This window comes from Limnohabitans sp. Hippo3 (assembly GCF_003063665.1).
Taxonomy (GTDB): domain Bacteria; phylum Pseudomonadota; class Gammaproteobacteria; order Burkholderiales; family Burkholderiaceae_C; genus Limnohabitans_A.
In genome coordinates this window covers 390,578-410,042 of record NZ_NESF01000001.1, presented here as the reverse complement: position 1 = coordinate 410,042, position 19,465 = coordinate 390,578, and the positions used below count along the sequence as shown (strand labels likewise).

The window sequence follows — 19,465 nt, the reverse complement described above, 5'->3', positions numbered from 1 at the left end:
CGCCGTTAACATGCGGGTGACATGTCTTCACACCCCACATCCAACTTGCAGCCTTGGCAAGTCATCACAGGGGGCATTTGCGGCCTGGTGTTGACCATCGGTTTGGCCCGTTTTGCCTTCACCCCCTTGCTGCCCCTGATGCAATTGCAGACCGGTTTGAGCGACGCCGCAGCCGGGGGCTTGGCCGCCATCAATTACGCAGGCTACATCTCGGGTGCCTTGGCTGTGGCCTGGATCGATGACGTGCGCTGGCGTCACCGTTTATACGGCTGGGGCTTGTGGATGGCCTTGCTGACCACGGCGGCCATGGCGCTCACCACCTGGATGCCCGCTTGGGGTCTGTCGCGTTATCTGGGAGGGCTGTGTGGTGCCGGCGGCATGCTCTTGGGCTCGGGCTTGGTGTTGGGTTGGCTGATGCGGCAGGGCCGTCGCCCGGAGTTGGGGCTGTACTTCATCGGCATCGGCTTGGGCGTGGCGGTGTCGGCTTTGGGGGCCTGGGGCTTGTCGTTTTTATGGCCCGATTGGTCATCGCAGTGGTTGGCATTTGCAGCGATCGGCTTGGTGTTTTTTGTGCCCGCCTGGCTGTGGCGGCCGCCTGTGCCGCCTCTTGTGGCCCCGTCGGCGGCCAGCAACTCGGGGCCGGCCGTGTCGCGCCGCTGGATGCTGATCATGGCGGGCAGTTACTTTGCGGCAGGTTGGGGTTTTGTCATCAGCGCCACCTTCACCGTGGCCATTGTCGAGCGCGAACCCGCCTTGGCAGGACAGGGCGCACTGGCTTGGGCGCTGGTCGGTTTGGCGGCCATGCCCGCGGTGTTCGTGTGGGACAAAGTGGCCCGCCGCTTGGGTGATACCCGGGCTTTGCTGCTGGCTTTTGCCTTGCAGACCGTGGCGGTGGTGTTGCCTGCCGTGTCGGGCTCATTGGCTGCCGCACTGCTAGGGGCCATCGGGTATGGCGCGACTTTCATTGGCATCGTCAGCTTGACTTTGGCCCTGGTGGGGCGCAGGGCCCCGCAAAACCCCGGCAAGGCCATGGCCCGTTTGACCTTGAGCTACGGTGCCGCGCAAATGGTCGCCCCGGTGGTGGCTGGGGCCATGGCGCAGGCCACAGGCACCTTCAAGGGGGCACTGTGGCTGACCGCCGGGGTCATGCTGCTGGGCATGGCCTTGCTGGCCACCTTGCCGGAAGACGCCCAGGTCTGACCGGGTCACTGCCCGTCAGTGAGGGTGCCGATGGTGGGCATCGGGCACATAGGCATGGGCGTGGGTGATGACTTCATGCCGATGCCGATGGCTGTGCACGCCGCTGGGCATCGGGTCGTGTACGTGGTTGTGGTGTCCGTCGTCATGGCGGTGCGCGTGTTCGTGCTCAAGCGCTTCGTGGGTGTGCATGTGGGCATGGGTTTCCGTCAGGTGCAGGAGCACTCCTGCCAACATCAGCAGACCGGCCACGACCATTAGCCCCGTGCCGGAGCGGTCACCCAAGGCCCAGGCGCCCAAAGCGCCGATGAACGGCGCAAAGGCGAACACCGAGCCGGTGCGGGCCGCTCCAAAGCTGCGCTGCGCCAGCAAATAAAACCGCAAGCTCAAGCCGTAGCCCGTAGCGCCCACCGCCACCAGTCCCAAAGCACTCAGAGCCTGCGGCATGGGCTCAGCCAGCAGCCCGGCCAATAAGCCTGTGCACACTGCGCCCAGCGAGGCTTTAACCAGAACCACCTGGCCCGGATCGCGATCGGCGACACTGCGTGACAGGGTGTTGTCCACTCCCCAGGCCACGGTCGCCAGCATCACGGCCAGCAAACCCCACAGCTGAACTTGCCCCGAAGCGCCTTGCTCAACGACCAGGACCATGCCGCCCGCCAGCAGCAAGGCCACCGCCAGGCTCACCCTTTTGTCCAAGGTTTCGCCGTACCAACGCCAGGCCAGGAGCGCCGTGAACACGGCCTCCAGCGTGAGCATCAGCGAGGCGCTGGCACCGCTGGTGTGCTGCAAACCCCAAGCCAAAGCCACCGGTGCGATCACAGCACCTGTACCGGCCATGGCCAGCAGTCTGGGCGCGTCGCTTTTTTGCAGGCGCGCCTCTTGGGTGGCCGGTCGCCTTGAAACCCACGCCACCCCAGCGGCACCGGCATACAACAACCCCGCTGTCGTGAATGGCCCCAGCCCTTGGCCCATGCTTTGCACCAGGGGCGTGCTCAGCCCGAACAGCGCGGCCGAGAGCAAAGCCAGCAGGCCACCGCGAAGGGCGGGGTGGGGGGAGGCGGGGCTCACACTTTATTGACCGGTGAAATTGGCCGCGATGAAGTTGCCGGGCAGGGTAAAGAACATGTAGAGGGTCTCCTTGGATTTGTCTTTGGCAGTGGGGACAAGCCCCATGGTTCGTGCCTCAACCACTGGCGTGAGCCACATTAGCGACTGCCACATCAGGGCAAGTATTAGCAAGGTAGCGCGGGCGCTTTGTGATGTGAACCAGATTTTACGAAAGCACATGACGATGATTGCTTCGCAAAATCACTGCACCATGTAGTTCAGAAGGTCTTGTACAGCCAGCACGGAAGCACTTGTATGGGGCTGTCAGTGCAGACGCCATCCAAGCAGGTCAACAGTTCTGGTGCAGGTGGCGCTGTTGTCGCAAAATCGCCGCACCATGCTGAATCAAAAAGCCAGACAGGCGACAGGGGGGGGACCATGGATATCATCAGCCAACAGCAGTTGCTTCACCGCGACTTCGCCGAGCAGCACATGCACACCATCCTGCCCCGCCTGGCCGGGGCGGGCGCGGTGTCCCGGGTCGACCAAGTGGACGCGGTGCACGCCGTGCTGCAACCAGCCTCGCGGGTGCTGGTGGTGCAGGCCACGGGCTGGGGCAAGTCGGCGGTGTACTGGGCGGCCACGCACGCGATGCGCAGCACGGGCGCGGGTCCCACGCTGGTGGTCTCGCCCCTGCTGGCGCTGATGCGCGACCAGGTCAGCGCCGCCGAGCGGGCGGGCCTGAAGGCAGCCACCGTGAACTCCACCAACATCGATGACTGGGACGAGGTGTTTGAGCGGCTGGACCAGGACGCCATCGACGTGCTGCTGGTCTCGCCCGAACGGCTGGGCAACCCGCGATTTGCGGCGCGGTTGGGCGCTTTGCTGGCCCGGGTGGGTCTGATCGTGATCGACGAGGCGCATTGCATCAGCGATTGGGGTTTTGACTTTCGGCCCGACTACCAGCGGCTGGCGCGGGCGCTGCTCTCGACGCCCACGGCCAGCGTGCTCGCCACCACGGCCACGGCCAATCAGCGGGTCACGCTGGACATTGGCAAGCAGTTGGGCGCGGGCACGGTGACTTTTCGCGGCACGCTGGCGCGCACCTCGCTCACGCTGTCGGTGGTTCCGGGCTTGTCGCCCTTGCAGCGCTACGCCTGGATTGCGGATGCCTTGGAGCAATTGCCTGGCTCGGGCATTGTGTACGTGCTGACCGTGGCCGAAGCCGAGCGGCTCACGGCTTTTTTGCGCAGCTGCGGCCATGCGGTGGATGCGTATTCCGGTCAGACCGACGCCGACACGCGCCTCAAAGTGGAAGAGCGTTTGCGCCACAACCAGGTCAAGGTGGTGGTGGCCACTTCGGCGCTGGGCATGGGTTACGACAAGCCGGACCTGGGCTTTTGTGTGCATGTGGGCTCACCGTCGACCCCGGTGGCTTATTACCAGCAGGTGGGGCGGGCGGGCAGGGCAGTGGCGCATGCCGAAGGGGTGTTGCTGCCGTCCGGTGCCGACGAGCGCATTTGGGATTACTTCGCCATCGCGTCGATTCCGGACGCGGCCACGGCTGCCAAGGTGTTGCAAAGTTTGGGCAACGACGGGCGCAGCTTGCTGGAGATCGAAGCCGACACGGGCGTGCGGCGGGGGCGGCTGGAAGCGCTGCTCAAAATTCTGGCCGTCGAAGGCGTGGTGGACAAGGACGGCCCCACTTGGCGCGCCACGGGCGTGCCCTATGAACACGACAGTGCCAAATGGACCGCGCTGGCCCAGGTGCGCCAGCAAGAGGCGGGCATCATGCGCCAGTACGCGCACGGTGCGGGTTGCCTGATGGCGTATTTGCAAACCGCGCTGGACGACCCTTCGCCCGCGCCCTGCGGACGTTGCTCGGTGTGCACCGGGAACTTGCCGTTTCCAGGCCTGTCGCCATCACAAGACAAATTGATCGCCGCTCGTAACTTTTTGCGCGGCATGGACGTGGACATCGAGCCGCGCAAACGCTGGCCCGCCGGGGTGGGGCGCAAAGGGAGTATTCGCGGCTTTGACGTGGGCCGCGCTGTGGCCTTTGCCGATGACCCGGGCTGGGTGGCCGAGCTGCAGGCGCTGCGCTTGGCCACAGACGGGCAGGGCGCAGGCTCAGGCGAGGTGCCGCCTGACCTGCTGGCCGGGGCCGTGGCCACGCTGGGCCGTTGGGCCAAAACCTGGCCTGCGCGGCCCGTCTGTGTGGTGCCGCTGCCCGCGCCGAACATGGCCGCCAACCGGCAATTGGCGGCGCACATCGCCCACAAAGGCCGATTGCCCTTGCACGACGTGTTCAGCTGGCGCGGCGGCCCCGCGCCCGACGACAGCGCCTCCACGCCCGTGGTGGCACATCTGGAGTCGGCCATTCGCCTGGCACCCGATGCCGCGCTGCCCGCCGGGCCGGTGCTGCTGGTGGCCACCGATGTGCGCACCCGCTGGACGGCCACAGTGGCGGCCGCGCTGTTGCGCGAGCAGGGGGCGAGCCAGGTGCTCTTGCTGGCCTTGCACCTGCGGCCTTGAAACTGAGCAGGTCTTTTAGGTCGCGGGCTTTGGCCCCGACATGTGGTGTGCGCCAAGCTCACACCTTTTGGAGCTGAAGCTGCGACCTGCAAAATGCCTTGGTGCATGATCGGCACCAATTTTTGGCAATTTCACCATGACCGACGACGCACACGACACGCCCCTGCTGCAAGAACCCCGCCTTTGGCAAGACGAACAATGGACGGCCCAGGTCATCAAAAACGAGGACGACGATGGTTGGGCGGTGGCGATGTTCAAGGCCGGTGAATCCGAGCCCGCATTGGTCGGCCCCTGGACCATGGGGCGCGACAAAAAGAACCCCAAGCCGCTGGACGGCGCGGCCTTCATCACCTTGGTCAAAACCGCCAGCGAGTTTGTGCGTCGCAGCGAGCAGCAGCTGCATGCACAGATCAACCAAAGCGTGACTGTCAATGGCCAAGACAGCCGCGTCACGGTGTTGCTGTGCATCGTGCCCGACGAGGACAACCCCTACGCGGTGCTGCGTGCGCAGTACGAGGGCGGGGATGCGTTGGCCGAAGTCAAGGTGGAGGCGGGTTTCAAGCTGAACCGGCAAACAGCCCAGGCCTGGGTGGACGCCGACTTTGCCAGGCCGGGCAATGGACGGCGCTGAAGCATGCTGAGCCCGGCTGCTTTGGGGCTCAAATTCCCAGGCTTTGCAGCTGGACCAATCCCTTTGGGGTTTGCAAGGTGGCGACCAGATTGGCCGGACCCTCGTTGACGTTGACGCCCTCAAGGCCAATTGCATCGTAGGCGGCTTGCAGTTTGGCGGCACTCGGGTGGCTCACCGCCAGGCTTTGCAGGGTGACGCCCGAGCGGGGTAGGCTGTTGCGCGGGTGCAGACGCAGCGGGTCGGTGGCATCGGGCTTGCCCCACTGGATCAAGGTGGGCAAGGTGCCGTTGAACAGGCGCTCGCCGTCTTCGCGCACGGTGATTTGCCAATTCAGGGTGCCTTTGCCCGATTTGCGGGTGGCGTGCACCACTTGGCCGCGTTCAATGCCCTGGGTGCGCAGCACATGCCGGGCGGCTTTGATGTCATCGGTGCTGGTCACGAAGTGGATCAGCCGGGGTTGCTCGGCCACGGCTTTTTGCAAGGCCTTGTCGTCCATGTCGAACCAGCGGGGCACCTGTGAGCGTTTGGGGATGACTGCATCGGGGTTGATGGCGATGATTTCAACGTAAGCCAAAGGAAATTTGGGCGATGCAATCTTGAACAGCCGGTTGTGCGTGCCGTATTTTTCGTGTTCGCCGCCTGGGCCGGGGGTGATGCCCAGGGTCTCTTCGCACCATTGCACGCCTGCGTCCAAGGACGAGGCCATCACCACCAGGTGGTCAATTTGTGTTTTCATTTTTTTTCAGATCAAAGCTTGCCGCTGAGCATAACGGATGCCTGCCCGCGCCTGCGACAATCGCGGCTGACGTTTTGGGAGTCTTTATGTTGATCGATGCAGATGAAAGCCAGTTGGTGCTGGTGGATTTTCAGGCCCGCCTGAAGCCCGCGATGCTGGACGCCGATGCCGTCTGGGCCAACGCGGCACGCCTGGCCACCTTGGCGCAGGCGCTGGAAGTGCCCACCTGGGGCACCGAGCAAAACCCCTCGCGTTTGGGCGAGATGCCGCCCGAAATCCGCAGCCACTGCCGCCAGGTGCTGGCCAAGATGCAGTTCAGCGCCGTTGAAGAAGGCTTGGGCGAATGGCTGCAGCCCGTGCCGGTGCAGGCCCCGCGCGGCAACGCCCGCAGCTTGCCGCGTCACCTGCAAAAGCCCCAGCCCGGGGCTGAGCCGCGCAAGACCATCGTGCTGGCCGGGTGCGAGGCGCACATTTGCCTGCTGCAGACCGCGCTCGATCTGCTGGAAGACGAATTCGAGGTGTGGGTGGTGACCGATGCCTGCAGCTCGCGCACCGAGCGTAACCGCGACGCCGCGTATGACCGTTTGGCCGGGGCAGGGGCCGAACTGGTGACCGCCGAGATGGTGGCATTCGAGTGGGTTCGCACCGCCGAACACCCGGATTTCAAGCTGCTGCAAACCCTCTTCAAGTGAACCTTCAGGCGCATGGGCGGGCACCCCGTCAGGTGCCTGCTGTGCGCTGAACCTTGCGGGGCTTGAAGTCAGCTTGTTGCAAGTCCCTTGCTCATAATTATGAATTCAGAAGGGTGTCCGTCACGGGGCTGGCACACCCTCCGGGAATTCATTTGGCCGGCATTCAGGAGACTTTCATGGGCAGCTTTGCTGACTTTCACGCACGCTCGATCAACGACCGCGACGCTTTCTGGGCCGAGCAGGCCAAACTGGTGGACTGGAAGGTCCCGCCGCAGCAAATTTGCGACTACAGCAACCCACCCTTTGCCAAGTGGTTTGTGGGGGGGCAGACCAACCTGTGCCACAACGCAGTCGACCGCCACCTGGCCGAGCGCGCCGACCAGCCCGCTCTGATCTTCGTCTCGACCGAGACCGATCAGGAAAAAACCTACACCTTCCGCGAGCTGCACGCCGAAGTGCAGCGCATGGCCGCCATCTTGCAAGACCTGGGTGTGGTCAAGGGCGACCGCGTGCTGATTTACATGCCCATGATCGCCGAGGCGGCTTTTGCCATGCTCGCTTGCGTGCGCCTGGGGGCGATCCACTCGGTGGTGTTTGGCGGTTTTGCTTCGCACTCGCTGGCCACGCGTATTGAAGACGCTTCTCCCAAGGTGATCATCAGCGCCGATGCGGGTTCGCGCGGCGGCAAGGGCGTGCCCTACAAGCCGCTGCTCGACGAAGCGATCAAGCTGTCCGCCCACAAGCCGGCCAAGGTGGTCATGGTGGACCGCCATCTGGCACCGTTCACACCTGTGCCCGGCCGCGATGTGGACTACGCCACCGAACGGGGCAAGCACATGGATGCGGTCGTGCCCTGCGTCTGGGTCGAATCCACCCACCCCAGCTACACGCTCTACACCTCGGGCACCACCGGCAAGCCCAAGGGCGTGCAACGCGACACCGGGGGCTACACCGTGGCCCTGGCCGCCAGCATTCCCAACATCTTTGAAGGTAAGCCGGGTGGCACCTTTTTCTGCACCAGCGACATCGGCTGGGTGGTGGGCCACAGCTACATCATCTACGGCCCACTGATTGGCGGCATGGCCACCATCCTTTATGAAGGCCTGCCCATCCGCCCGGATGGCGGCATCTGGTGGAGCCTGGTCGAGAAGTACAAAGTCCAGGTCATGTTCAGCGCCCCCACGGCCATCCGGGTGCTCAAAAAGCAGGATCCGGCCTTGCTCACCAAGTACGACCTGTCCAGCCTGCAGGCGCTGTTCCTGGCGGGTGAGCCGCTGGACGAGCCGACTGCCAAGTGGATTTCCGAAGGCCTGAACGGCAAGGCCATCATCGACAACTACTGGCAGACCGAAACTGGCTGGCCGATTTTGAGCATTTGCAACGGCGTGGAAAAAGCGCCGAGCAAGTTTGGCTCGCCCGGCAAGGCGATTTACGGCTACAACGTCAAACTGGTCGACGACCAGACGGGCGAAGAGTTGACGGGCGCCAACCAGAAGGGCGTATTGACCATCGAAGGCCCCTTGCCCCCCGGCAACCTGCAGACCATCTGGGGTGACGACGAGCGTTTTGTCAAGACCTACTGGAAGACCGTGCCCAATAAGGTGGTCTACAGCACCTTCGATTGGGCGGTGCGTGACGAAGATGGTTATTACTTCATCTTGGGCCGTACCGACGACGTGATCAACGTGGCCGGTCACCGCTTGGGCACCCGCGAGATCGAGGAAAGCATCTCCAGCCACCCCAATGTGGCCGAGGTGGCGGTGGTGGGTGTGGCCGACCAGCTCAAGGGGCAGGTGGCCATGGCCTTTGCGATTGCCAAGGACACCTCGGGCCTGACGGACGCGGCAGCGCGCCTGAAGCTCGAAGGCGAAGTCATGAAGGTGGTGGACTCGCAGCTGGGCGCGGTGGCCCGACCCTCGCGCGTGTTCTTCGTCTCGGCTTTGCCCAAGACGCGCAGCGGCAAGCTGCTGCGCCGTGCCATCCAGGCCGTGGCCGAGGGGCGCGACCCGGGCGACCTGACCACCATGGACGATCCCGCCGCATTGCAGCAGATCGTGGACCTGGTCAAAGGCTGATGCACCCTGACCCCGCTTTGGCGGGGTCTTTTTTTATCCCAATCGCCTTCCACCCGTCGGGTTCCGTGCCGCTGTAAGTTTGGTATCGGACAAGCCGTGGCACAATGCGCGTTGTACTCAGGCCCTTCCCCTGCCACAGTCGCATCCGCCAACCGGTTCAGCCGTGTCGCGGAAGGTAATTCTCAACCAACTAATGTTTCCCAGAGGGGAACGGAGGTCAGCGAAACATGAGCGAGACTAATTCCGTCTACGCTGCCTATTCAGGCAACACCCACCTTTTCGGAGGTAACGGCCCGTACGTCGAAGAGATGTACGAGAACTACCTGGCCAACCCAGGCAGCGTGCCCGACTCCTGGCGCGAGTACTTCGACGCACTCCAGCACGTTCCCGCCGTCGACGGCTCCAACGCCAAAGACGTGCCCCACCTGCCTGTCATCAACGCTTTCGCCGAACGCGCCAAAGCCGGTGGCACCAAAGTGGTCATGGCCAGCGAAAACGTTGAAATGGGCCGCAAGCGCACCGCCGTTCAACAGCTGATCGCCGCCTACCGCAACGTGGGCCAGCGCTGGGCCGACCTAGACCCTCTGAAGCGCACCGAGCGCCCCAACATCCCTGACCTCGACCCCGCTTTCTACGGCTTCACCGATGCCGACCAGGAAACCGTGTTCGACACCAGCAACACCTTCTTTGGCAAGAACAACATGCCACTGCGCGAGCTGCTCAATGCGCTGCGCGAGACCTATTGCGGCACGCTGGGGGCTGAGTACATGTACACCACCGAGCAGGCCGAAAAGCGCTGGTGGCAGCAAAAGCTCGAAAGCATCCGCAGCAAACCGAATTTCGGCGCTGAGAAGAAAAAGCAGATCCTCGACCGCCTGACGGCTGCCGAAGGTCTGGAGCGCTATTTGCACACCAAATACGTGGGCCAGAAGCGTTTCTCGCTCGAAGGCGGCGAAAGCTTCATCGCAGCGATGGACGAACTGATTCAGTCCGCTGGCGCGCAAGGCGTGCAGGAAGTCGTGATCGGCATGGCCCACCGCGGCCGCTTGAACGTGCTGGTCAACACCATGGGCAAGTTGCCTGCGGACCTGTTTGCCGAATTCGACCACACCGCCCCCGAAGACCTGCCTGCGGGTGACGTGAAATACCACCAGGGTTTCAGCTCGGACGTGAACACCCCCGGTGGCCCGGTCCACCTGTCGCTGGCGTTCAACCCCTCGCACCTGGAAATCGTGAACCCCGTGGTCGAAGGCTCGGTGCGTGCCCGCATGGACCGCCGCAACGACCCGCTGGGCAAGCAAGTGCTGCCCGTGCTGGTTCATGGCGACGCCGCGTTCGGTGGCCAGGGCGTGAACCAGGAAACTTTTGCGCTCGCGCAAACCCGTGGTTATTCCACAGGTGGCACGGTGCACATCATCATCAACAACCAGATCGGTTTCACCACCTCAGACCCTCGCGACATGCGCTCGAGCGTGTTCTGCACCGACATCGTCAAGATGGTCGAAGCGCCTGTGCTGCACGTCAACGGTGACGATCCGGAAACCGTGGTGCTCGCTACCCAGCTGGCCCTGGAGTACCGCATGACCTTCCGCAAGGACGTGGTGTTGGACGTGGTGTGCTTCCGCAAACTGGGCCACAACGAGCAGGACACCCCTGCGCTGACCCAGCCGCTGATGTACAAAAAGATCGCGACCCACCCCGGCACGCGCAAGCTGTTTGCCGACAAGCTGGCCACACAAGGCCTGGGTGAGACCCTGGGCGACGACATGGCCAAGGCCTACCGCGCTGCACTGGACGCTGGCAAGAACACGACCGAGCCCGTGTTGACCAACATCAAGACCCAATTCACCGTGAACTGGGCGCCCTTCATGGGCAAGAAGTGGACCGATGCAGGCGACACTTCCATTCCTTTGGCCGACTGGAAGCGTCTGGCCGAGAAAATCTCGACCATCCCCGAATCGGTCACCCCGCACCAGCTGGTCAAGAAGGTCTATGACGACCGCGCGGCCATGGGCCGAGGCGAGATTCCCGTGGACTGGGGCATGGGCGAGCACATGGCTTTTGCCTCCTTGGTCGCCAGTGGCTACCCCGTGCGTCTGTCCGGCGAAGACTGCGGCCGCGGCACGTTCACACACCGCCACGCGGTCATTCACGATCAAAAGCGTGAGAAATGGGACACCGGCACTTACGTCGCCCTGCAAAACGTCTCGGACAAGCAGGCCCCGTTTGTCGTCATCGACTCGATCCTGTCGGAAGAGGCCGTGCTGGCCTATGAATACGGCTACGCCTCCAACGACCCCAACACCCTGGTGATCTGGGAAGCCCAGTTCGGCGACTTCGCCAACGGTGCGCAGGTGGTGATCGACCAGTTTATTGCTTCGGGCGAAGTCAAGTGGGGCCGTGTCAACGGCATCACCCTGATGCTGCCGCACGGCTACGAAGGCCAGGGCCCCGAGCATAGCTCGGCCCGTGTTGAGCGCTTCATGCAACTCGCGGCCGACACCAACATGCAGCTGGTGCAGCCCACCACGGCCAGCCAGATCTTCCATGTGCTGCGTCGCCAGATGGTGCGCGATCTGCGCAAGCCTTTGGTCATCTTCACGCCCAAATCGCTGCTGCGCAACAAGGACGCCACCAGCCCGGTGTCCGAATTCACCAAAGGCAGTTTCCAGACCGTCATCGGTGAAACCCGGGACATCAAGGCCGACAAGGTCAAGCGCGTGATCGCTTGCTCGGGCAAGGTCTATTACGACCTGGTCAAGCACCGCGAGGCCAAGGGCATCGACGACGTGGCCATCATCCGTCTGGAGCAGCTCTACCCCTTCCCACACAAGGCTTTCGCTGCAGAGATCAAAAAGTACCCCAACGCCACCGACATCGTGTGGTGCCAGGACGAGCCACAGAACCAGGGTGCCTGGTTCTTCATCCAGCACAACATCCACGAGAACATGCAAGGTGGTCAGAAGCTCGGTTATGCCGGTCGCGCTGCGTCGGCTTCGCCTGCGGTGGGTTATTCACACCTGCACCAGGACCAGCAAAAAGCCCTCATCGAGGCGGCTTTCGCGAAGCTCAAGGGCTTCGTGCTGACCAAGTGATCCAAACAAACCGGCGTTTAACTTTTAAAGAGAATTCAACATGGCGATCGTAGAAGTCAAAGTTCCCCAACTCTCCGAGTCCGTGGCCGAAGCCACCATGCTGCAGTGGAAAAAGAAAATCGGCGAAGCCGTTGCGGCCGATGAAATCCTGATCGAAATCGAAACCGACAAGGTCGTGCTGGAAGTGCCAGCGCCTTCCGCTGGCGTGATTTCGGAAATCCTCGTGGCCGATGGCGGCACCGTCACTGCCGAGCAGCTGATTGCCCGCATCGACACCGAAGGCAAGGCCGGTGCTGCCGCGGCGGCCCCAGCCGCTGCGGCTGTTGCAGCGCCTGCCGCTGCCCCCGTGGCCGCAGCTGCTGCAGCCACCGGTGGCAGCATGGCTGGCGTGGCCATGCCTGCCGCTGCCAAGCTGATGGCCGACAACCACCTGGCCGCTGGCTCGGTGGCCGGTTCCGGCAAAGATGGCCGCGTGACCAAAGGCGATGTGCTCTCCGCTGTGGCCGGTGGTGTCAAGTCCGCGGCTGCCGTGATTCCCACAGGTGTGCCCACCAAGGCATTGCCTCAGGTGTCAGCGCCTGCCGTCAATCTGGGCGACCGCCCAGAGCAGCGCGTGCCCATGACCCGTCTGCGCGCCCGCGTGGCCGAGCGTTTGCTGCAATCGCAGTCGACCAACGCCATCCTGACCACCTTCAACGAAATCAACATGGCCCCGGTCATGGAGATGCGCAAGCGCATGCAAGAGCGTTTCGAGAAGGAGCACGGCGTCAAGCTGGGCTTCATGAGCTTCTTCGTCAAAGCCGCTGTGCACGCACTGAAGAAATTCCCGGTCTTGAACGCTTCGGTGGACGGCAACGACATCGTGTACCACGGCTACTTCGACATCGGTATCGCGGTGGGCTCACCTCGCGGTTTGGTGGTGCCCATCCTGCGCAACGCTGACCAGATGAGCTTTGCCGACATCGAGAAAAAGATCGCCGAGTTTGGCGTGAAGGCCCGTGACGGCAAGCTGGGCATCGAAGAGATGACCGGCGGTACGTTCTCCATCTCCAACGGCGGCACCTTCGGCTCGATGATGTCCACGCCCATCATCAACCCACCCCAGTCCGCGATTTTGGGCGTGCACGCGACCAAAGACCGCGCCATGGTGGAAAACGGCCAGGTCGTGGTTCGCCCCATGAACTACTTCGCCATGTCGTACGACCACCGCATCATCGACGGCCGCGAAGCTGTTTTGGGGCTGGTCGCCATGAAGGAAGCGCTGGAAGACCCAGCCCGCCTGCTGTTCGACATCTAAACCCCCTTGTTTTGAATGCCCCCTGCCCAGGGGGCGTTTTTCATCCAGAAGGCATTTCCCATGAGCAAACAATTCGACGTCGTCGTCATTGGTGGTGGCCCCGGTGGCTACATCTCAGCCATCCGCGCTGCACAACTCGGTTTTCAGGTCGCTTGTATCGACGAGTGGAAAAACGCAGCCGGCGGTCCAGCCCCCGGTGGCACCTGCACCAACGTGGGTTGCATCCCCTCCAAAGCCTTGTTGCAGTCCAGCGAGCACTTTGAGCACGCCAACCACCATTTCGCAGAGCATGGCATCACCGCCAAGGACGTGAAGATGGATGTGGCCAAGATGATTGCCCGCAAGGACAGCGTCGTGAAGCAAAACAACGACGGCATCTTGTACCTGCTGAAGAAAAACAAGGTCACTTTCTTCCACGGTCGTGGCAGCTTTGCTGGCAAGGCTGAAGGCGGTTACACCATCCACGTGGCGGGCAAGACCGAAGAGGACATCACGGCCAAGCAGGTCATCATCGCCACCGGCTCCAACGCCCGTGCGCTGCCTGGCACCCCGTTTGACGAAGTCAATGTGTTGTCGAACGACGGCGCGCTGCGCGTGGGCGCTGTGCCCAAGAAGCTGGCCTTGATCGGCTCGGGCGTGATCGGTTTGGAAATGGGCTCTGTGTGGCGTCGTCTGGGTGCGGACGTGACCATCCTCGAAGGCCTGCCCACGTTCCTGGGCGCGGTGGACGAGCAAATCGCCAAGGAAGCCAAGAAGGCCTTTGACAAACAAGGCCTGAAGATCGAGCTGGGCGTGAAAGTCGGCGAGATCGTCAACGGCAAGAAGGGCGTGACCGTCAACTACACCAATGCCAAAGGCGAAGCGGTGGTGCTCGACGCGGACAAGCTCATCGTGTCGATCGGCCGTGTGCCCAACACCATTGGCCTGAACGCCGAAGCCGTGGGTCTGCAATTGGACGAGCGTGGCGCGATTGTGGTGGACGCTGACTGCAAAACCAACCTGCCTGGCGTCTGGGCGGTGGGCGACGTGGTGCGTGGCCCGATGTTGGCGCACAAAGCCGAAGAAGAGGGTGTGGCTGTGGCCGAGCGCATTGCCGGTCAGCACGGGCACGTCAACTTCAACACCATTCCTTGGGTCATCTACACCAGCCCTGAAATCGCCTGGGTTGGCCGCACCGAGCAGCAGCTCAAAGCCGACGGCGTAGCGTACAAGGCCGGCACCTTCCCGTTCCTGGCTAACGGCCGTGCCCGCGCTTTGGGCGACACCACCGGCATGGTGAAGTTCCTGGCCGATGCCACAACCGACGAAATTCTGGGCGTGCACATGGTGGGCCCCCAGGTGTCCGAGCTGATCGCCGAGGCGGTGGTGGCCATGGAATTCCGTGCTAGCGCGGAAGACATTGCCCGCATCTGCCACGCGCACCCGTCCTTGAGCGAAGCCACCAAGGAAGCTGCTTTGGCAGTGGACAAACGCACGCTGAACTTCTGAGCCCTTGATGCATCCGGCACTGCAGCGCCGGGTGAGTTGGGTTAAAGTTCTGCATCCCTGAAAACCCGGGCCTGGTCCCGGGTTTTGTTTTGAATCGAAGAGCAAGCCACCCATGTCCGTTCGTGCCGTTTACGAAGAAGAACTCCAAAAACGGGGCTACCAAAGCGACCCTGCCCAGCTCCGAGCCATCGAGGCGCTGGAGCGCTGCGCCAAGGAGTGGGCGGCTTACCAAAACAAACGTTCAAGCTTGCTGGGCAAATTCCTCAGCCGCCCCGAGATCCCCAAGGGGGTCTACATGTTTGGCGGGGTGGGGCGTGGAAAGAGCTTCCTGATGGACTGCTTTTTTGCGGCGGTGCCGGTTGAGCGCAAAACCCGCCTGCATTTCCACGAATTCATGCGCGAGGTGCACCGCGAGCTGACTGCCATCCAGGGCACGGTGAACCCGCTCGATGAGCTGGGCAAACGCATGGCCAAGCGTTACCAGCTGATCTGTTTTGACGAGTTTCACGTGGCCGACATCACCGATGCCATGATCCTGCACCGCCTGCTGGTGGCGCTGTTCGACAACGGCGTGGGCTTTGTCACCACCTCCAACTTCGAGCCCGATGGCCTGTACCCCGATGGTCTGCACCGCGACCGCATCTTGCCCGCGATTGCTTTGCTGAACCAGCGCATGCAGGTGCTCAATGTGGACAACGGCACCGATTACCGCCGCCGAACGCTCGAGATGGTCAAGCTATACCACTCGCCTCTGGGCGAACAGGCCGATGCCGAGATGAACGACGCCTTCAACCGTCTGGCCACCGGGCCGGACGAAGACCCGGTGCTGCACATCGAAGCGCGCGAAATCACCGCCAAGCGACGTGCGGGCGATGTGGTCTGGTTTGACTTCAAGGCCATTTGCGGCGGCCCGCGTTCGCAAAACGATTATCTCGAAATCGCCACGCAGTACCACACCGTGCTGCTGAGCAACGTGCCGCACATGCCCGTCAGCATGGCGTCTGAAGCGCGGCGCTTCACCTGGCTGATCGACGTGCTGTACGACCGCCGGGTCAAACTCATCATGTCGGCCGCTGTGCCCCCCGAAGGGCTGTACACCTCGGGCCCGATGTCGCATGAGTTTCCGCGTACCGTCTCGCGTCTGCATGAGATGCAGTCGAGCGAGTTCCTGGCACTTGAACACCGTACCGTGGACACACACCTCACATGAAACGCTGTGCATTGGCGGCTTTGACCGCGCTGTCGACGACCTGGCTGTGCGCACAATCCTTGGTGGGCGAGCCGGAATTCATCCGGTTGCAGCGCGAAGCTGTGGCCAGCCAACGTGCCGAGGTCATGGCGGTCTACCAGGAGGAAGCCAAAGCCTGCTGGCAAAAATTTGCGGTCAACGCCTGCCTGAGCAATGCCCGCAAAACCCGCCGTGCCGCGCTGGAACCCTTGCGTCAACAAGACTTGCTGCTGAATGCCCAAGAGCGCCAGTGGCGAACCGAGCAGCGCGATCTGCGCTTGCAGGGCAAGCAAACCGGTCAGCCCAATCCGCCATGATGGACACTTCTGCCGAAGACCTGCGCTCGCCCCAGCGGCAGTTGATCGAGTGCCAGATGGCGCATGCCGATCTGGACGCCTTGATTGACCAGGCCGCGCTGGCTCCGCAGCCCCTGGACGAGCTGCTGCTGCGACGGCTCAAAAAACGGCGTTTGGCTTTGCGTGACCAAATGGCCAGGCTGCAGTGGATGCTGGACCCCAAGGAGCCTGCTTGAGTTTGTTGCAGCAAAGGGTCTCTGAAACCCTGTCCAGCCACGGGGCCTTGGCCCGTTCGGTGCCGGGTTTTCAGCCACGTGAAGGGCAAACCGACATGGCGATGGCCGTGACGCAAACCCTGGAGCAGGGTGGCCAGCTGGTGGTGGAGGCGGGCACTGGTGTGGGCAAAACCTATGCCTATCTGCTGCCGGTCTTGCTCAGCGGTCAACGGGCCTTGGTGTCCACGGCGACCAAGGCCCTGCAAGACCAATTGTTTTCGCGCGACATCCCGCGTCTGGTCGAGGTGCTGGGCTTGCCCATCCGCGTGGCCTTGCTCAAAGGCCGTGCCAACTACCTGTGCTTGCACCGCATGGCGCAAGCCCGGCACAGCGCCGAGTCGGCCCAGCCGGGTGCGCAGCGGGCCCTGGCCAAGATCGAAACCTGGGCACAAACCACGCGCACGGGAGACATGGCCGAGCTGACGGGCCTGGACGAGCGCTCTGCCTTGTGGCCGCTGGTTACGTCCACGCGGGACAACTGTCTGGGGTCGAGTTGCCCCAGTTACCGCGCCTGCCATGTGAATTTGGCCCGCAAGGAGGCGATGGCCTCGGATGTGGTGGTCATAAACCACCATTTGTTTTTTGCCGACATGGCGGTGCGCGAGTCGGGTGTGGCCGAGTTGCTGCCCACCGTGCGTGTCACGGTGTTTGACGAGGCCCACCAGCTCAACGAGATCGGCGTCAATTTTTTGGGCAAGCAACTGTCCACGGTTCAGCTGCTGGAGTTGTCACGCGATGCGCTGGCCACAGGTCTGCAGTTGGCCCGGGGCCTGGTGGACTGGCATGGCCTGACCGAGGGCCTTGAAAAATCAGCCCGCGATTTGCGGCTGGCTGCAGGCCTGCACCGTGGCTCGGTGCGTTTGCGCTGGACTGAGCGCTGCCCCGAAGGCGTGGAGGTGGGAGACTGGGTACAGGCCTTGGACAAACTGCAACAAGCCCTGGCGCTGATGCAGGCGGGATTGGAGATGGTGGCTGAGCTGGCACCGGATTTTCAGCGCCTGCTTGAGCGCAGCCGTGAGTTGGCGCAAAAAGCGGCCTTGTTCTCCGATCCGCCAGACCCGGAGGGCGTGCGTTGGGCCGAAGTCAGTGCGCAGCTGCGCCTGATCGAGTCGCCCTTGGACATCGCGCAGGCTTTTTCTGCCCTGACGCGCCCCGTGCAGACCGCACCGTCCTGCGAAGCCGAGGCCGCCGCCGACCCCGATTCACTGGAAGCCTTGATGGCGGGTGACCCCCGTCACGCCTCAGGCGAGCCGGCAGCGACTCCTGTGGGGGTGGGGCAGCGGGCCTGGGTTTTCACCTCGGCCACGCTGGGCGACGAGCCGAGCCTGCGCTGGTTCACCGAGCCTTGTGGTTTGACTTCGGCACAGGTCATGCAGGTCAGCAGTCCTTTCGACTATGCACAGCAAGCCGCTTTGTATGTGCCCGAGCATTTGCCCAAGCCTGCTGACCCGGGTCACGCCGGTCATGTGGCGCAGCTGGTGGTCGAGGCGGTGCAATTGCTGGGCGGTCGGACGCTGGTGCTGACCACCACCTTGAACGCCATGCGTTCGATCGGAGAGTATTTACAGACCCGTCTGGACCCTGCCGCGAACGTGGAATTGCTGGTGCAGGGACAAAGTCCCAAGCGCCGCTTGATGGAACGCTTTCGCGAAGGCGGGGGCGATGGGCGTGCGGGTTGTGTGCTGGTGGCCTCGGCCTCATTTTGGGAAGGCTTTGATGTGCCCGGCGACGCCTTGCAATTGGTGGTGATCGACAAGCTGCCGTTTCCGCCGCCCGGGGACCCCTTGTTTGAGGCGAGGAGTCAGCGCATCACCCGTGAAGGGCGCAGCGCTTTTGCCGACCATGCACTGCCCGAAGCCGCTGTGGCCCTCAAGCAGGGGGCTGGACGCCTGATCCGCAGTGAAAAGGACCGGGGGGTTTTGGTGGTGTGCGATACGCGCCTGGCCACCATGTCGTATGGCCGCAGGTTGGTTCGGGGACTGCCGCAGATGCGCCGCCTGAGCGGGCATGCCGAATTTTTGGCGACCTTGCGTCAGTTCACCACAGACGCCACCAGCTGGACGACTTCTTGACCCCACCGGCCTTCAGGTAGTCGGACTGGGGAAAGTTCTTTTCCAGCACGCGCTTGGCATCGTCGCGCAGGGCGTTCATGCCCATGGCGTCGTAGGAGCTGACCAGAATGGCCAGTGCTTCTTCGACCGCTGGTACGCCCTGGTAGTCGGCAATCGCCTGTTGAGCACGGTTGACCGCAGCCACATGGGCGCCTCGGCTGGCGTAGTAGCGGGCCACATGCACTTCGTAAGCGGCCAACGAGTTCACGATGTGCAGCATGCGCTGACGTGCTTCCGGGCTGTATTTGGATTCCGGAAAGCGCGTGGTCAGTTCCTTGAAGGACTCGTAGGAATCCTTGGCGGCTTTTTGATCGCGTTCAGACAGGTCTTGCTTGGTGATGAACGAGAACAGACCCAGGTTGTCATTGAAGTTCACCAGACCCTTGAGGTAGATGGCGTAGTCCAGTGCAGGGCTGGCCGGGTGCAGGCGGATGAAGCGGTCCAAGGTGGCGATGGCCTGGATCTTGTCGCCCGTTTTGTATTGGGCGTAGGCCTTGTCGATCTGGGCTTGTTGTGCCAGCACGGTCCCGGCCGCGCGGCCTTCGAGTTTTTCGTAATAGCCGATGGCCTTGTCCCAAGCCCCGGCGTTGGCCTCGTCGCGTGCTTCGGCATAAATTTTTTCGGGGGTCCAGCCAGCGGTGACGTCCTTGGTGGTGTTGGCGCAGCCCGACAGGAACAGTCCCGCTGCCAAAACCAGGCCAGCTGGAACCATCGATAATCTGAAGCTTCGCATCTGTGACACCCTTGTACTGTTGAACG

16 protein-coding genes are annotated in these 19,465 nt (G+C 62.9%); 12 read left to right on the top strand and 4 right to left on the bottom strand.

Translation table 11 applies throughout. From position 1 onward, the window contains the following. The first annotated feature begins 21 nt into the window (after positions 1-21). Positions 22-1,200, top strand: coding sequence for a YbfB/YjiJ family MFS transporter (locus B9Z34_RS01930; RefSeq protein WP_108426408.1), 1,179 nt, complete (start codon positions 22-24; stop codon positions 1,198-1,200). Positions 1,201-1,215: 15 nt separating this feature from the next. On the opposite strand, the gene B9Z34_RS01925 is transcribed toward B9Z34_RS01930, so the two are convergent. Both B9Z34_RS01925 and B9Z34_RS14665 read right to left on the bottom strand, forming a co-directional pair. Continuing rightward, positions 1,216-2,268 (bottom strand): DMT family transporter, encoded by a 1,053-nt coding sequence (locus B9Z34_RS01925; RefSeq protein WP_233249371.1) that lies wholly within the window; start codon positions 2,266-2,268, stop codon positions 1,216-1,218. A 3-nt stretch (positions 2,269-2,271) separates the two neighbouring features. Next, positions 2,272-2,373 carry a DUF6488 family protein gene (locus B9Z34_RS14665; RefSeq protein WP_233249370.1) on the bottom strand — a complete coding sequence of 34 codons (102 nt, stop codon included), beginning with the start codon at positions 2,371-2,373 and terminating at the stop codon, positions 2,272-2,274. Positions 2,374-2,685: 312 nt separating this feature from the next. Between B9Z34_RS14665 and B9Z34_RS01915 the strand changes: the two genes are divergently transcribed. Both B9Z34_RS01915 and B9Z34_RS01910 read left to right on the top strand, forming a co-directional pair. Beyond that, a complete protein-coding gene (locus tag B9Z34_RS01915) occupies positions 2,686-4,782 on the top strand; it encodes an ATP-dependent DNA helicase RecQ (protein ID WP_233249369.1) in 2,097 nt (698 codons plus the stop codon). 136 nt (positions 4,783-4,918) lie between these two features. Continuing rightward, a complete protein-coding gene (locus B9Z34_RS01910; RefSeq protein ID WP_108426406.1) occupies positions 4,919-5,413 on the top strand; it encodes a hypothetical protein in 495 nt (164 codons plus the stop codon). Between the two features lie 28 nt (positions 5,414-5,441). Here B9Z34_RS01910 and B9Z34_RS01905 read toward each other — a convergent pair whose 3' ends face one another. After that, entirely contained in the window at positions 5,442-6,149 is a 708-nt protein-coding gene (locus B9Z34_RS01905) for a VOC family protein (RefSeq protein ID WP_108426405.1), read from the bottom strand. Between the two features lie 86 nt (positions 6,150-6,235). Here B9Z34_RS01905 and B9Z34_RS01900 point away from each other — a divergent pair, with 86 nt between their 5' ends. The 9 genes from B9Z34_RS01900 (at position 6,236) to B9Z34_RS01860 (ending at position 18,667) form a co-directional block, all read left to right on the top strand. Next, positions 6,236-6,841, top strand: a complete 606-nt coding sequence (locus tag B9Z34_RS01900; protein WP_108426404.1) for an isochorismatase family protein — start codon at positions 6,236-6,238, stop codon at positions 6,839-6,841. Positions 6,842-7,017: 176 nt separating this feature from the next. Next, a complete protein-coding gene (locus B9Z34_RS01895; protein WP_108426857.1) occupies positions 7,018-8,916 on the top strand; it encodes a propionate--CoA ligase in 1,899 nt (632 codons plus the stop codon). 227 nt (positions 8,917-9,143) lie between these two features. Then, positions 9,144-12,011, top strand: coding sequence for a 2-oxoglutarate dehydrogenase E1 component (locus tag B9Z34_RS01890; protein ID WP_108426403.1), 2,868 nt, complete (start codon positions 9,144-9,146; stop codon positions 12,009-12,011). Between the two features lie 40 nt (positions 12,012-12,051). After that, positions 12,052-13,308, top strand: a complete 1,257-nt coding sequence (gene odhB, locus B9Z34_RS01885; RefSeq protein WP_108426402.1) for a 2-oxoglutarate dehydrogenase complex dihydrolipoyllysine-residue succinyltransferase — start codon at positions 12,052-12,054, stop codon at positions 13,306-13,308. Between the two features lie 60 nt (positions 13,309-13,368). Then, positions 13,369-14,796, top strand: coding sequence for a dihydrolipoyl dehydrogenase (gene lpdA / locus B9Z34_RS01880; protein WP_108426856.1), 1,428 nt, complete (start codon positions 13,369-13,371; stop codon positions 14,794-14,796). 112 nt (positions 14,797-14,908) lie between these two features. Beyond that, the gene (gene zapE / locus B9Z34_RS01875) at positions 14,909-16,006 is read left to right on the top strand and encodes a cell division protein ZapE (RefSeq protein WP_108426401.1); all 1,098 of its coding nucleotides are present in this window, start codon (positions 14,909-14,911) and stop codon (positions 16,004-16,006) included. After that, positions 16,003-16,341 (top strand): hypothetical protein, encoded by a 339-nt coding sequence (locus tag B9Z34_RS01870; protein ID WP_108426400.1) that lies wholly within the window; start codon positions 16,003-16,005, stop codon positions 16,339-16,341. Before zapE ends, B9Z34_RS01870 begins: the two co-directional genes overlap by 4 nt. After that, the gene (locus B9Z34_RS01865) at positions 16,341-16,556 is read left to right on the top strand and encodes a DUF465 domain-containing protein (RefSeq protein WP_108426855.1); all 216 of its coding nucleotides are present in this window, start codon (positions 16,341-16,343) and stop codon (positions 16,554-16,556) included. Before B9Z34_RS01870 ends, B9Z34_RS01865 begins: the two co-directional genes overlap by 1 nt. 95 nt (positions 16,557-16,651) lie before the next feature. Then, positions 16,652-18,667 (top strand): ATP-dependent DNA helicase, encoded by a 2,016-nt coding sequence (locus tag B9Z34_RS01860; RefSeq protein WP_233249405.1) that lies wholly within the window; start codon positions 16,652-16,654, stop codon positions 18,665-18,667. On the opposite strand, the gene B9Z34_RS01855 is transcribed toward B9Z34_RS01860, so the two are convergent. Continuing rightward, the gene (locus B9Z34_RS01855) at positions 18,633-19,418 is read right to left on the bottom strand and encodes an outer membrane protein assembly factor BamD (protein WP_108426398.1); all 786 of its coding nucleotides are present in this window, start codon (positions 19,416-19,418) and stop codon (positions 18,633-18,635) included. The two genes, B9Z34_RS01860 and B9Z34_RS01855, sit on opposite strands and share 35 nt — an antisense overlap. Between the last annotated feature and the right edge of the window lie 47 nt (positions 19,419-19,465).

Excerpts from the sequence above, each read along its gene's own strand:
- B9Z34_RS01930 (WP_108426408.1), top strand. The coding sequence starts at position 22 with ATGTCTTCACACCCCACATCCAACTTGCAGCCTTGGCAAGTCATCACA.
- zapE (WP_108426401.1), top strand. The coding sequence starts at position 14,909 with ATGTCCGTTCGTGCCGTTTACGAAGAAGAACTCCAAAAACGGGGCTAC.
- B9Z34_RS01910 (WP_108426406.1), top strand. The coding sequence starts at position 4,919 with ATGACCGACGACGCACACGACACGCCCCTGCTGCAAGAACCCCGCCTT.
- B9Z34_RS14665 (WP_233249370.1), bottom strand. The coding sequence starts at position 2,373 with ATGGGGCTTGTCCCCACTGCCAAAGACAAATCCAAGGAGACCCTCTAC.
- B9Z34_RS01865 (WP_108426855.1), top strand. The coding sequence starts at position 16,341 with ATGGACACTTCTGCCGAAGACCTGCGCTCGCCCCAGCGGCAGTTGATC.
- B9Z34_RS01890 (WP_108426403.1), top strand. The coding sequence starts at position 9,144 with ATGAGCGAGACTAATTCCGTCTACGCTGCCTATTCAGGCAACACCCAC.
- B9Z34_RS01860 (WP_233249405.1), top strand. The coding sequence starts at position 16,652 with ATGGCGATGGCCGTGACGCAAACCCTGGAGCAGGGTGGCCAGCTGGTG.
- B9Z34_RS01915 (WP_233249369.1), top strand. The coding sequence starts at position 2,686 with ATGGATATCATCAGCCAACAGCAGTTGCTTCACCGCGACTTCGCCGAG.
- lpdA (WP_108426856.1), top strand. The coding sequence starts at position 13,369 with ATGAGCAAACAATTCGACGTCGTCGTCATTGGTGGTGGCCCCGGTGGC.
- odhB (WP_108426402.1), top strand. The coding sequence starts at position 12,052 with ATGGCGATCGTAGAAGTCAAAGTTCCCCAACTCTCCGAGTCCGTGGCC.
- B9Z34_RS01905 (WP_108426405.1), bottom strand. The coding sequence starts at position 6,149 with ATGAAAACACAAATTGACCACCTGGTGGTGATGGCCTCGTCCTTGGAC.
- B9Z34_RS01870 (WP_108426400.1), top strand. The coding sequence starts at position 16,003 with ATGAAACGCTGTGCATTGGCGGCTTTGACCGCGCTGTCGACGACCTGG.
- B9Z34_RS01895 (WP_108426857.1), top strand. The coding sequence starts at position 7,018 with ATGGGCAGCTTTGCTGACTTTCACGCACGCTCGATCAACGACCGCGAC.
- B9Z34_RS01855 (WP_108426398.1), bottom strand. The coding sequence starts at position 19,418 with ATGGTTCCAGCTGGCCTGGTTTTGGCAGCGGGACTGTTCCTGTCGGGC.
- B9Z34_RS01900 (WP_108426404.1), top strand. The coding sequence starts at position 6,236 with ATGTTGATCGATGCAGATGAAAGCCAGTTGGTGCTGGTGGATTTTCAG.